Annotated in this window: 10 protein-coding genes; 6 read left to right on the plus strand and 4 right to left on the minus strand. The window is 64.1% G+C overall.

Annotated features, from left to right (window positions below; all coding sequences use genetic code 11):
- Positions 1–11: 11 nt before the first annotated feature.
- Complete coding sequence (locus tag RFM40_RS04870) at positions 12–1,115, minus strand: ROK family transcriptional regulator (RefSeq protein WP_320277219.1); 1,104 nt, start codon at positions 1,113–1,115, stop codon at positions 12–14.
- A gap of 41 nt (positions 1,116–1,156) precedes the next feature.
- Positions 1,157–1,807, minus strand: a complete 651-nt coding sequence (locus RFM40_RS04875) for an SGNH/GDSL hydrolase family protein (RefSeq protein ID WP_320224602.1) — start codon at positions 1,805–1,807, stop codon at positions 1,157–1,159.
- Between the two features lie 444 nt (positions 1,808–2,251).
- On the opposite strand from RFM40_RS04875, the gene RFM40_RS04880 reads away from it, so the two are divergent.
- The 6 genes from RFM40_RS04880 to RFM40_RS04905 all read left to right on the plus strand — a co-directional run bounded on the left by RFM40_RS04880 (position 2,252) and on the right by RFM40_RS04905 (position 7,564).
- A complete protein-coding gene (locus RFM40_RS04880; protein ID WP_430691644.1) occupies positions 2,252–3,277 on the plus strand; it encodes an ABC transporter substrate-binding protein in 1,026 nt (341 codons plus the stop codon).
- Positions 3,278–3,391: 114 nt separating this feature from the next.
- On the plus strand, positions 3,392–4,903 hold the full coding sequence (locus RFM40_RS04885; RefSeq protein WP_320277220.1) for a sugar ABC transporter ATP-binding protein: 1,512 nt from the start codon (positions 3,392–3,394) through the stop codon (positions 4,901–4,903).
- The gene (locus tag RFM40_RS04890; RefSeq protein ID WP_320277221.1) at positions 4,900–5,628 is read left to right on the plus strand and encodes an ABC transporter permease; all 729 of its coding nucleotides are present in this window, start codon (positions 4,900–4,902) and stop codon (positions 5,626–5,628) included. The genes RFM40_RS04885 and RFM40_RS04890 overlap by 4 nt, the downstream gene beginning before the upstream one ends.
- A 7-nt stretch (positions 5,629–5,635) precedes the next feature.
- Positions 5,636–5,860 (plus strand): hypothetical protein, encoded by a 225-nt coding sequence (locus tag RFM40_RS04895; protein ID WP_320277256.1) that lies wholly within the window; start codon positions 5,636–5,638, stop codon positions 5,858–5,860.
- A 27-nt stretch (positions 5,861–5,887) separates the two neighbouring features.
- Complete coding sequence (locus RFM40_RS04900; RefSeq protein ID WP_320224721.1) at positions 5,888–6,814, plus strand: ABC transporter permease; 927 nt, start codon at positions 5,888–5,890, stop codon at positions 6,812–6,814.
- A gap of 69 nt (positions 6,815–6,883) precedes the next feature.
- Positions 6,884–7,564: an SGNH/GDSL hydrolase family protein gene (locus RFM40_RS04905; protein ID WP_320224598.1), complete on the plus strand. Its 681-nt coding sequence runs from the start codon at positions 6,884–6,886 to the stop codon at positions 7,562–7,564.
- A 1,171-nt stretch (positions 7,565–8,735) separates the two neighbouring features.
- Here RFM40_RS04905 and RFM40_RS04910 read toward each other — a convergent pair.
- Entirely contained in the window at positions 8,736–10,106 is a 1,371-nt protein-coding gene (locus RFM40_RS04910) for a coiled-coil domain-containing protein (protein WP_320277222.1), read from the minus strand.
- Positions 10,107–11,093: 987 nt separating this feature from the next.
- Positions 11,094–12,464 carry a TRAP transporter large permease gene (locus RFM40_RS04915; protein ID WP_320272616.1) on the minus strand — a complete coding sequence of 457 codons (1,371 nt, stop codon included), beginning with the start codon at positions 12,462–12,464 and terminating at the stop codon, positions 11,094–11,096.
- Positions 12,465–12,467: the final 3 nt, after the last annotated feature.

Here is a 12,467-nt window from a genome sequence, read left to right on the forward strand (position 1 = left end):
TTCCAACCCGTCTATTCCACCATGAACAGCGAGCTGAAGGGCAGGCTCGCCGCTCCCACTGCCTTGGGGGAACGCTCGATGTTGCCGGCCATGGCGGTTATGCCGGGCATAGCCTGCTCCAACTCCCGGCAGATCGCCTTGCACACCGACTGCGGCGCGTAAGAGGACAGGACGACCGAAGTCAGCGGAACGAACTGCTTCAGCGCCCCTATCGACGACTTCATCTGCTCCATCAGGTCGCGCTGCCACGCGGTCTCGGCGTCGCCAAATGACGGCCAGTCCGCGCCTCGTTCCCATAGCTCGGAGGGCGAGCTGCCCTTCCTCCTGATCTCCTCCTCCAGGCGCAGGATGCCGACGTCGAAGCTGACCGCGGCGGCGGTGTTGTAGATCTGATGGTTGAGGATCAGTCGGCTGTGCAGCCGCGCGCCGAGATAGAAGAACAGATAGTCCGAAAGGTGCTTCGCCACGCCGAACATGCTCTCGCCGCCGGCGGCAGCGGTGATGTCGTTCTGGACGTAGACGGAGTAGCCGATTTCCCTTTCGACTTCCTCCTGCAAAGCGTCGAACCGTTCACGGGCCGCCATGGGGGTCAGCTCGAGTTCCGCCTGGTCGCCGGGCAAGGCGAGGCCGATGCCGGCGATGCGCGAGTGGAGGTGCTGCGGCAGATCGGCAATGGCCTTGGCGATAGCGCTCATGAATTGCGGATGGTTGGTGTCCTGCCTGGCCGCCGAGAACGGCAGCACCGTGCGCGAGCGGATCGAGCCGACGAAGTCGACAAGCACGACCTCGACCTGCCGGTGGCCGACGCTGATGCCCACGGAATAGGCACCCTCGGGGTTGAGCGAGATCGGCACCGTCGGCGGCCCGACACGGCCGCGTTGGGCCTCTCCCTTGGCAATCAGCCCTTCCTGCTCGAGCGAACGCACGATGACGGACACCGTCTGCGCCGACAGGCCGGTCCGCTCGCTTATCTCCAGCCGGGTAATGTCCTTGCTCTGGAGCAGCAGCGACAGCACGAGGCGCTCGTTGTAGCCGCGCACGCTGACGGCGTTGAGGCCGCTGGCGCGGTCCGCGATGCGGAGCGGATTGGGCGGCGCAAAGCGCATGTCAGGCATGGTGTGCCCTCTCGCAATCGGTCGTGTCCAATATGCCGCCGTCACTTTTCATCCGGCCACCCGATTGCTTCGACTTCGCGGGCCAGCGCGCTGCCCAGCAGCGCATGCGCCTGCCTGTTGATGTGGAACCCGTCGAGAGGGTCGCAGGTGGCGACCGAGCCCGCATCGAAGAAATGCACTTCGAGCGAATCGGCAATGATCTCGAATTCGAGCGCCAGCTTTCGCGATTTCTCCGGCGCGCCGGCAAAGATCGACCGCCATTCCTTGATGTCGTCCAGCATCGGCGGCGGCGAGACGATCATGATCTCGGGCACGCTGCCGCCCGGGCCGGGCTTCAGCTCCTTGATGTCGTAGACTAGGCAGCCCATGGCCATCGCGACTTCCGAAGCCGGCTGGTTGAAGCGTGCCTTGAGATCGTTGGTGCCCAGCATGATGATGACGAGATCGAGAACGGCGTGGCTCTGCAGGCAGGGCCTCAGATATGTGCGCCCGTTCTTGTGGGCTCCCTCGATCGGATCGTCGCGCACCGTCGTGCGGCCGCTCAGGCCTTCCTCGATGATATGCCAGCCCGCGCCCAGTTCCCTTCCCATGATGCCCGGCCAGCGTTCAGCTGGACCGTAGCGGTCCAGCGGCGTGCCGCCGGGTACCTGCCCGTGCGTGTTGGAGTCGCCATAGCACAAGACCGATCGCATGCTCCTCTCCGATCTCGCCAAAGTTCTGATTTGCGGAGATTATCGGACGAGAGTCGATCGTCCACCACACCGCGACCCTGCCATTTGGCGCAAAGGTAGCGCAAGCGGCGAAAATAATCCATCACTCTGAATAATTATTGACAGCCCGTCGGATCGATGGTTGAAAGTGAGCCTGGGAGGAATGCCTCGAACCTTTTGCGCCGACCGGCTGCCATGACCCATGGCGGCAACGCTGGTCCATGTCTCCGGCGGCCTTAGCGCGCGGGTTGAGCAATGAGCAGAAGCAGTGCCGGGCTCGCCTCGGCAGGTGCGGCGTTTGGCCATGGCCGGGCGCCGATGGGGAAGTCGTGACCCTGGTCGCCAGGGTCCGTGGAGCTTGAGAAGGAGGATGGCTCAGTGAGACGGATTATCCAATCAATCGCAGCGGCGGTGATCGCGACCACGATGTGGTGCGCGCCCTCGTTCGCCGAGGACGTATCGCTGCTCGATGGGGTCACCGCCCGTGCGGGCGACAACCCGTCGGTCGAAGCAGGGAAATTCAAGAAAGACGCGCCGTGGGTCATCGGCATGAGCCATTTCGGCGTCAATGCCAACACTTGGACCGTGCAGGTCGCGCATGAAGCCGAGGCGGCCGCCGCCAAGGACAAGCGCATTGCCAAGTTCATCCTGCTCGATGCCGGCTTCGACCAGAAGAAGCAGGTCGCCGACATCGAGGACCTGATCGCCCAGAAGGTCGACGCCATTATCGTCCAGCCGGTCACATCCACGTCGGCGGACGCCAGCATCGCCAAGGCGGTCGCCGCGGGCATCCCGGTCATCGTGCACACCGGCCGCATCGAGAGCGACGCCTTCACCACCGAGATCCAGGGCGGCGCCGAGCATTTCGGCAAGGTGATGGGCGACTTCCTGGTCGAGGACCTCGGCGGCAAGGGCAACATCTGGGTGCTGCGCGGGCTCGCCGGCCATCCGGAAGACACCAACCGCTACAACGGCCTGCTGCAGGCGCTGAAGGAGACCGACGTCAAGATCATCGCCGAGGAGCATGGCGACTGGCAGTACGACAAGGCCAAGAAGCTCTGCGAGACGCTCTATCTGAACAATCCCGAGGTCGATGGCATCTGGTCTTCCGGCGCCGATATGACGCGCGCCTGCGTGGACGTCTTCAAGCAATTCGGCGCCAAGATCCCGCCGATCACCGGCGAGGGCAACAACGGCTTCTTCGGCCAGTGGATCGCCGACGGCTTCAAGTCGATCTCGGCCGAATACAGCCCCGCCCAGGGCGCCGCCGGCATCCGCGCCGCCGTGGCCCTGCTCGAGGGCAAGGAGCTGAAGAAGCACTACGACTACAACCCGCCGGGCTGGGATCTCGACAAGGTCAAGAAATACTATCGCGACGATCTCTCGGCCAATGTCTGGTGGCCGTCGGAGCTGCCGGAAGACAAGCTCAAGGAGTTCTACGCCAAGAAGTAAGGGTGGCGCCATCGTGGCGCGGGCGGCGCTGAGGCTGCCCGCGCCACGGAAAATTCTCCTGGACGCAGCGGTGCTTTGGTCGTGAAAACCCCTGTCGCGAAAACCCTTGTCGAAATGTCCGAAATCCGGAAGGCGTTCGCCGGTACGGCGGCGCTGAAGGGCGTCTCGATCGCGCTACAGTCCGGCTCCGTGCATGCGCTGATGGGCGAGAACGGAGCCGGCAAATCGACGCTGATGAAGATCCTTGCCGGCGTCCACCAGCCGGACAGCGGAGCCATCCTTCGCGAGGGGCGCCAGGTCGTCTTCCACAAACCGAAGGATGCGCTGGAGGCCGGCATCTCGACCGTCTTCCAGGAATTGTCGCTGCTGCCCAACCTGACGATCGCCGAGAACATGTTTCTCGGCCGCGAGCCGGTCACGGCCTTTGGCGGCGTCGACCACCGGCGCATGCGGCGCGAGGCGGGCAAGGCGCTTGCCGAGCTTGGCCTCACCCTCGATCCAGGCACGCTCGTCTCAAGGCTGAGCATTGCGGAGCGGCAATTCGTCGAGATCGCGCACGGCATCATGACCGAGGCCAGCGTGTTCATCCTCGACGAGCCGACAGCGGCGCTGAATGCCGCCGATGTCGAAGTGTTGAACCGCCACATCCGCAGGCTGAAGGATGAGGGCAAGGCGGTCGTCTACATTTCGCACCGCATGGACGAGATCTTCGCCATCTGTGACACCGTCACTGTCCTCAAGGATGGCGAACTCGTCGGCACGAGGCCGCTCGCCGAGATGACGCCGGCGTCGCTGATCGCGATGATGGTCGGCCGCGAGCTCGCCGACCTCTTTCCGCAACGCGGTGATTCCCCGGGATCCATCGTGCTTGCGGTCGAGGATTTCCGCATCACCGACCGCTCCAGACCGTTCTCGCTGTCGCTCAGCCGCGGCGAGATCGTCGCGCTGGCCGGCCTGGAAGGGCAGGGCCAGCAGCGCCTGCTGCGCTCGCTGGTCGGTCAATACCATCCTTTCGCCGGCCGTGTGAGGATCAAGGACAAGCTGCTGCCGCTGCCTGTATCGCCTGGCCGCGGGGTGCGCCGGCTGCAGGCGATGGGCGTCGGCTTCGTGCCCGAGGATCGCAAGGAGGACGGGCTGTTCCTCGGCCTCTTCGTGGCGCACAACATTGCCGCCGCGCTCCATTCGAAACGGCCGGAATTGGCTTTTGCCGCAGGCTATCAGCGACTGATCGCCGACACGATGTCGAGCCTTGCGGTGAAGGCCAGCGGTCCGGCCGCCGCCGTCGGCACGCTGTCCGGCGGCAACCAGCAGAAGGTGCTGCTCGGCCGCTACCTCTGCGCCGATATCGACATCCTGCTCGTCGAGGAGCCGACGCGCGGCGTCGACATCGGCGCGAAGTCCGAGATCTACCGGCTGCTGCGCGACTTTGCGCAGAAGGGCGGCGCGGTGCTGGTGCTGTCGCGCGAGACCGTCGAGCTGATCGGGCTCTGCGACCGCGTCTGCGTCGTCCACAACGACACCATCGTGACGGAAATGCCGGCGGCCGACGCCACGGAGCACAACATCCTCGACGCGGCGCTCAGCGCCAATGGGGAGGCCAGTGGGGCGAGAGGTGAGCGCCGATGACAGCCATCAGCAGACGCCTGACGGGCGCGAGGGGATCGCGGCAGGGCATGTGGGTGCTGCCCTTGCTGATCGCGCTGGCGATCGCGCTCTGGCTGAGCCTCGAGACCGCGCAGTTCCTCAACGGGGAGAATCTGCTCAATCTGGTGCCGCAGGCGATGCCGCTCGTCATCACGGCGGTCGGCCAGATGTTCGTCATCCTGCTAGGCGGGCTCGACCTTTCGGTCGGATCGATGATCAGCTTCACGACGGCAGTGCTTGCGCTTGGCGGACCCGGTTGGGTGCTGATCCCGGCCGTGTTCGTGCTGGCCGCGCTGGTCGGCTGCGCCAACGGCTTCATCATCACGCGCTTCAACGTGCATCCGATCATCGCGACGCTGTCGATGCAGTACATTTTGCTCGGCATCACGCGGGTGCTGCGGCCGGTCTCGGGCGGCACGGTGCCGGATATCGTCATCAGCGCCGTGGCCGGCTCCTTCCTCGGGGTGCCCTTGCCGATATTCTGGGGGATATTCACCCTCCTGGTCGCCTGGAAGCTGCTCTACGGCTCGCGTTTCGGACTGCACCTTTTCGCGATCGGCGGCGGCGTGTCGTCCGGCGTGGAGGATGCGGCGCACAATTTCGGCATTGCCGACAGACGCAACATCGTGCTGGCCTATGTGATCTGCGCCTGCTTCGGCCCTTGCCGGCGTCTTCCTCGCCGGGCGCATCGTCTCGGGCGACCCTAATGTCGGGCTGCTCTTCGAGCTCGACGCGATCACGGCCGTCGCCATCGGCGGCACCCAGCTTTCCGGCGGCATCGGCAGCCTGCACGGCACGGTGATCGGCGCGCTCGTCATGGCGCTGCTCGCCAACGGCATGAACCTGACGAACGTGTCGCCCTTCATCCAGACCACCATCAAAGGCGCGATCCTGCTTCTGGTGGTCGCCCTGCAATCGCGCAAGAAGATGGGGCTGTAGGTGGCTGCCGCGCTCGCCAATCCCGTCATGCGCCGCCTGCTGCGCATCCCCCCGGCATACTATGTCTTTGCCGTGCTGCTTCTGGTTCTGTGGATCGCGCGGCCGAACATGCTCAATCTCAACGTCATGGGCATATTCGTGCGCCAGATGGTGCCGCTCGGCATATTGGTGCTCGGCCAGCTTCTGGTAATGCGGGTGCGAAGCATCGACCTGTCGGGCGGCGGGGTCATCCTGCTCATCAACTACACGATCTCGTCCGGCGTCTTTCCCGGCGCCTCGATGACGTTCTTCGTCGCCCTGGCGCTGGCCATCGGCCTTGCCGTCGGCCTCTTCAACGGCCTGATGGTCGGGGTCAGGCGCGCCTCCGCTGTCATCGTCACGCTGGCGGTCGGCATCGTCCTCGTCGGGATTGTGCAGTACCTGTCCAGCGGCAAGCCGCCGGGCGACGTGCCCGGCATGTTCGGCGACATCTACAATACAAAGCTCGGCTCGCTGCCGACGCCTGTGATCTTCTGGGTGGTGGTTTCGGCCGCGCTGTCGCTTTTCCTGTCGCGCACGGTCTTCGGCCGCTACGTGACCTCGGTCGGCGAAAGCGTTCAGGCGGCGCATTTCTCCGGCGTTCCGGTCGCCCGCACGGTGGTGCTCGCGCATACGCTCGCCGGCCTGTTCGCCGGCATTGCCGCCCTGGTCCAGACGGCCTCGATCGCCGTCGGCAGCGTCAGGGTCGGTCTCGACCTGCCGATCCTGGCGGTCGCCGCCACCATCCTTGGCGGCGTCGTCTTCGGCCGCGGGGAAGGCGGCGTCTGGGGTCCCTTCTTCGGCGTGCTGTCGTTTGCGCTGCTGTTCGTCGTGATGACCACCTTCGGCGTCGACGAGCCCGGCAAGCTGATCGCGCAGGGCCTCATCATCCTGCTCGCGGCGATCCTCTACGGGATCAGGAGCAGGTCGACGTGACGGCATTTTTTAGGGGACGAGGCCGGAACGGCCAATGATCAATCGCATATGGGAAAATGGATTGGAGACATGACCAAGAGATCGATTTTGTGTTTTGGGGACTCGCTGACCTGGGGCTGGATTCCCGTCATGGAGGGTTCGCCGACCCACCGCTATCCCTATCAGGACCGCTGGACTGGCGCGATGGCCTCGCATCTGGGCGACGGCTATCACGTGATCGAGGAGGGCTTGAGCGCGCGCACCACCAGCCTCGACGATCCCAACGATCCGCGCCTCAACGGCAGCGCCTATCTGCCGTCGGCCATCGCCAGCCACCTGCCGCTCGACCTCGTCATCGTCATGCTCGGCACCAACGACACCAAGTCGTTCTTCCGCCGCACGCCTTATGAGATCGCCAATGGCATGGCCAAGCTCGTCGGCCAGATCCTGACCAGCGCCGGCGGTGTCGGCACGCCCTATCCCGCCCCGCAAGCGCTGGTGGTCGCGCCGCCGCCGCTGACCCCGATGCCGCATCCCTTCTTCCAGGGCATGTTCGCCGGCGGCCATGAAAAGACGGCCGCGCTCGCGGCCGAGTATCGCGCCATGGCCGACTTCGCGAAGGTCGATTTCCTCAACGCCGGGGACTTCATCACCACCGACGGCTGCGACGGCATCCACTTTACCGCCGAGAACAACTGCGATCTCGGCAAGGCGATAGCCGCGAAGGTCCAGGAGATCTTCGCGCGTCAGCCCGACCGCAAGGTTGCCTGAGGACAACAGCCCATTGCCGCGTATTGGCCCCTCCAGACCGATGCGCCGGGTGCGGGACCGGCGCGGCACCGCCGGCCCGCATTTTTTCAAAGGCGGGCGACGGCTGCGGAACTCGCAATGGGGCGTCTCGATATCATGCTGCCAATGCTGACGCCTGTGCGCCGGATCAAGGCCCCGTTCAGGAGCACGCCCCGGCTCATGGCGCTGCAGCAGCTACCCGCGTCCTTGATACACCCGATTCATCCGCTAGCTATTTAGGAAGGGCCGTAGTCGCGAATTTTGCCTGGGGGCGGCAGCGGTTGGTGCCGGTTTGTCTATATGCCGCGGAAAGACGGCTGGCCGACGCACCTTTGGAGGTCGCCGTGCGTCAATCCCCTGGATCCAGCTTGGCATGTTTCGCATTCGCTTGCGCGATCGCGGTAGCTTGCGTCGGAGCCGCAGCCGGCGGCGAGCGCGGCGGCGGGCGTGGCGCCGGCGGCCATCATGGCAATGATGGAAGCCATGGCGCTGGCAGCCAGCACGACCAAGGCCACAACAGCGGCGCGCACAAAGGACCTGGAGACGATCCTGACGGCTCCAGCGGTGATCCACCGCCGGACGACGGGACCAGCACCTTTACAACGGAGTCGACGAGGGCCGCCACAGCCGCCAGTGTCGTCCCCTCCGCAGACGGCGGACGGTCGCTCGACCTTCCACTCACCCTGCAGCCTCCCGGCGATAGCACCATTCCATCAACGATCAATCCAATCGAAGTGCCGGGCGTCCCGGATAATGTCGTTCGCGCCTGTTATGATGCAATCAAATCGGCCGCTGCCCCCTTCGGCGCGGTTAGTGTGCGCGTCGGTAGCGCAGGTTCCGTACATCGATTGAGCTCAAACACGATCTCGGCCCCCGTTCAAGTCAGCATCGACTATGTACATCAAGGCAGCGTGGAGACGCGTCAGGCGCCGGTCGAGTGCGAGTTGAACGCGAAAGGCAGCGTGATCGGGCTGTCATAGCGCATGGCGCGGAACGCCTCGCCGACGACAACAGGATGAATTCGAACGGGTAATTCTTACCGGTCTCCAGCTTCTCCCCCTAGTGGCTACGTCGTTGCGTCCTGCCGGGCTATAGTCTCAAGCCTTCAAACATGGACCGCCCAGTCGTCTTGGGGCTCACTCCAACTTGGGGCTCACTCCAACACCAAGTGTCTTGGCCAGAGCGAATAGGGAAGCGTGACAGAGCGTATGCGGGTCACCCGCGACGTGGTGCGGACCTTGCTGCGCGCAGCCTTCTGGCTGACAGCGTTAACCTGGCCTGTGCCGGCTGATGTGCGGCCAGAACGCGGCTTCAGCGGCGCCTCGGTCTGCGCGCTGCGACGCTCAGCCCTGAGCCTGTCATTGTCCGCGCGCGCGGCGGCCAGGTCGCGGGCCAGCGAAACAGTGGCCTCACGTTGCTCGTCCAGAGCGTCGTTCAACCTGGCGACTGGTACCAGAAGTGCTCGGGCGGCGTCGCGCTCGAGACGGACTCTATTGAGATCCTCATTGGTCGAGACTGCTGAAGCGCGTTCTCGTGCCAAAGCCTGCGTCGCCTCGGTTGCAGTCTGCTCGGCACGCTCTCTGGCTGAGACTGCCGTGGTTCGTTCCTGTTCGGCCATATCGCGCCCGAGGCGAGCTTTTGTCAGTTCCTCACGAACCGACGCTGCTGCGGCGCGTTCTTTTGCCAGAGCTTGCGCCGTCTCGGCTGCGGTCCGCTCCACCCGTTCTGTCGCCGCGGCTGCACCGGTCCGTTCGCGCTCGCCTGCATCCGCGCGCTTCACGAGCGCGGTATTGGACCGTGCCATTTCGGCAACGTCGCCGCGAAGGCCCGCCGACTTCCGGCGCTCGTCGTTAAGCACTCCGCTCGCTTGCGCCAGCGAAGCCTCGGCCTTGGCGCGATCCTCGGCGGTCTTGGCCTCAAGCTGTTCAATTTGCGCCCGCGCTTGCGACAGATCGCGCGCCATTCGTTCGGTTCGCTGTCGCTGCAGATGAGCAGCGGGCATCGCCGTAACGACATTGTCGATGGCCCTGACCAGCAGTGTGCGTGCGTCTCCCGCAAAGCGCCGCAATGCGTCGAGCGCGCGGGCTGCCGCGAGTTCGTTGCGCAATCGCTCCTCGCTCGTCTTGTCGGCTTCCGTCATGCTTGCCCTTAGCGAGTCGATCTGCTTGCGCGACTCGAAGAGCGCACTCTGCAGGGCCGCGCTCCTGGCGCGCTCGGCTTCCACAGCTCGGTGTTCCTGGCCCGCCAATTCCCTCGCCGCGGCTGCCTGAGCGCGGGCCGCCTCGGCTTGCGCCTTGGCGGCGGTGACATCCGGGCTGAGCAATCCGGCATTCGTGCGCTCGTCTGTCCGGGCCGGTCCACGGATATCCAATGCGGCACTCGCCGGAAGCTCTGGCGGGCCCGAAAGCTCGGAGTGGCCTTGGGCCTGCGAAATGGCGGGGGCGCTTTCGATCCAGCTCTGTCTCGTCATCGCATAACCAAGCGGCACGGCCAGGCAGATTGTGGCGACGCCCAGGCGGGACACGAGACCGATCGGCCTGCTAGCGGCAGGAGGTGGGTCCGTCGCGGGGGTCGTCTCGGCAGCGAAAGCATTGGGCGGGGCCCCTGGCGAACTCTCGCAGGCTTCAGGGTTCGCGTCGAAATACTCAATTCGCACCCCAAGCTGACGGCCGACATCCTGGGGCCGAACATCGGGGTCTGAAGGCACGGCAGACCGAGAAGGCTCGGTTGCAAGGTCGGCCGGGCGCTCCCATACCCAAGAAGGCAAATCGAGGGGAGAAGACCCGTATTCGCCCAGATAGGCAGGTGGTTTCGGGCGGCGCCGTTGCAGCGCGGCAAGGATACGCCGGAGCACAAGATAGACGCCCAAAAGTATCACTACCCCGCCTAGGACGACGAAATCTGCGTCGTTTGCGTAAATTCCGGCAAGATGATCTGGCATCGCCGTGCCTGTTCCGTCTTGGGTGTGTTTTTTAAGCTCGTGACGCGGTGTTCGGCCTCTCGCCTTGGTGCGGTCTAAAGCCTCCGACTGCTCTCGAAGCGGTCACTGCTTCGGGGTCCCTCCAGTGCCGCGCGAATTTGTTGTTGCATGGCGGAGCGCCAGTCGCCGGCTGTCCTCCGCGAACGGCGCGCAGGGCTCCGAAAAGCCTCATTCGCATCTCTCCGTTCTCAACGTCCCGAGAGTTCCCCACGGTGCGTGCCATTCCGCCATTTCGGAGTCTGGACGGTCCATCGTGAGCTTTAAGCTAGGTCACGGACCCCCGTGGTCAACCGCCTCGAAATGGAGTGGACTGGCAAGCCAGTCCGGATAAGCACCGCGTCGCCCGGCACGGCGTAGGCGAGATAACCGAGACGGGTCGAGAGCAATACACCCGCATTCGCAGCCAGGATTGTTTCAAGAAGCGATCTCATCACGCGCGCAAAGGAAGGCAAACAAGGTGACGCCGTTCAACAGAAAAGCTGTCAAATTCGATTGATCCGCGGCGTCGGATGACGAAAGCCGCAAATGCGGTCAGTTGCCTCCGTACATGACCTTTGGCAGCCACAGGACGATCGAGGGGAAGACGATGCACAGTCCCACTCCTATCGCCTGCAGGCACAAGAAGGGGACCGCGGATCGGAAGATCGTCGCCATTGATATCTCCGGCGGCGCAACACTCTTCAGATAGAACAGCGAATAGCCGAACGGTGGGCTCAGGAACGCCATCTGCATGTTGACCATGAAAATGACGCCATACCACAGCGGCACGTCTTCAGGAGCCACACCGGCCAACCCGAACGTGCCGCCGAATTCGAGTGACTTAAGGATGGGCAGGAATATCGGTACGGTGAGAAGGAGAATGCCCACCCAGTCCAGAAACATGCCCAGGACGAACAGGATAATCATCATCAGGACAAGAACGCCGTAAGGCGCCAAGCCAGTTCCAAGTATGGTTTCGGCGACGAAGTTCTGCCCGCCCTTAAGGATGAAGAAGCCGACGAACATGGTGGCGCCGAAGAATATCCACATGACCATCGCCGTGGCCTTGAGCGTCGCGACGCTGGCTTCCCGGATCGTGTCCCAGGTCAGGCGCCGATGTGCGGCGCAGACGATGAAAGCACCGAACGTACCGATGCCAGCGGCTTCGACCGGCGTGGCGATACCCATGAAGATGACCCCGAGCACAAGCAGGATCAGCAGTATCGGCATGAACGTGCGACGCAAAAGCTTGAGTTTTTGGGCGAAAGCGATGCGCTCGTTCGGCGGCAACGCCGGGCCGAGCTTGGGGTTGATGTAACAGCGCGCCGTCACGTAAGCGACGTACATCCCGGACAGCAGCAGCCCGGGAAACACCGACCCGATCAAAAGCTCGCCCAGCGACTGCTGCGCCACGACGGCATAGACGATCGCCATGACGGAAGGGGGTATGAGAATGCCAAGGGTCCCGCCTGCAAGAAGCGAGCCGCAGGCGAGCTTGGCGTCATAATTGCGGCGCAGCATGGCGGGCAGCGCGATCATCCCCATCGTGACTTCCGTCGCCCCGACCACGCCGACCATCGCGGCCAGCAGCGTGCAGGAGATCACCGTGGCCGAAGCGAGCCCGCCTTTCAGTCCGCCCAGCCATTTGTAAACGACATCGAACAATTCCTCGATGATGCCCGCCTTCTCCAGAATTGCGGCCATGAAGATGAAAAGCGGCACCGCCGAGAGCTGGTAATCCGTCATGAACGGGAAGACCCGAGACGGCAGCATGTTCAGCATGGCCGAATTGCCGAACAGGAAGAGGAAAAGCACTGCAAGGCTGCCGGTGCAGAACGCCATCGGCAATCCGAGCAGCAAAAGGACGCCCAGCCCCCCGAACATCAATATGCTGAGCCACAGGATCGGAAGCTCGAGACCCATCGC

The sequence above is a fragment of the Mesorhizobium captivum genome (assembly GCF_033977165.1).
Taxonomy (GTDB): Bacteria; Pseudomonadota; Alphaproteobacteria; order Rhizobiales; family Rhizobiaceae; genus Mesorhizobium; species Mesorhizobium captivum.

Bases quoted from the DNA above. Each gene is read 5' to 3' on its own strand.
- RFM40_RS04870 (WP_320277219.1), bottom strand. From the start codon at position 1,115: ATGCCTGACATGCGCTTTGCGCCGCCCAATCCGCTCCGCATCGCGGAC.
- RFM40_RS04875 (WP_320224602.1), bottom strand. From the start codon at position 1,807: ATGCGATCGGTCTTGTGCTATGGCGACTCCAACACGCACGGGCAGGTA.
- RFM40_RS04880 (WP_430691644.1), top strand. From the start codon at position 2,252: ATGTGGTGCGCGCCCTCGTTCGCCGAGGACGTATCGCTGCTCGATGGG.
- RFM40_RS04885 (WP_320277220.1), top strand. From the start codon at position 3,392: ATGTCCGAAATCCGGAAGGCGTTCGCCGGTACGGCGGCGCTGAAGGGC.
- RFM40_RS04890 (WP_320277221.1), top strand. From the start codon at position 4,900: ATGACAGCCATCAGCAGACGCCTGACGGGCGCGAGGGGATCGCGGCAG.
- RFM40_RS04900 (WP_320224721.1), top strand. From the start codon at position 5,888: ATGCGCCGCCTGCTGCGCATCCCCCCGGCATACTATGTCTTTGCCGTG.
- RFM40_RS04905 (WP_320224598.1), top strand. From the start codon at position 6,884: ATGACCAAGAGATCGATTTTGTGTTTTGGGGACTCGCTGACCTGGGGC.
- RFM40_RS04915 (WP_320272616.1), bottom strand. From the start codon at position 12,464: ATGGGTCTCGAGCTTCCGATCCTGTGGCTCAGCATATTGATGTTCGGG.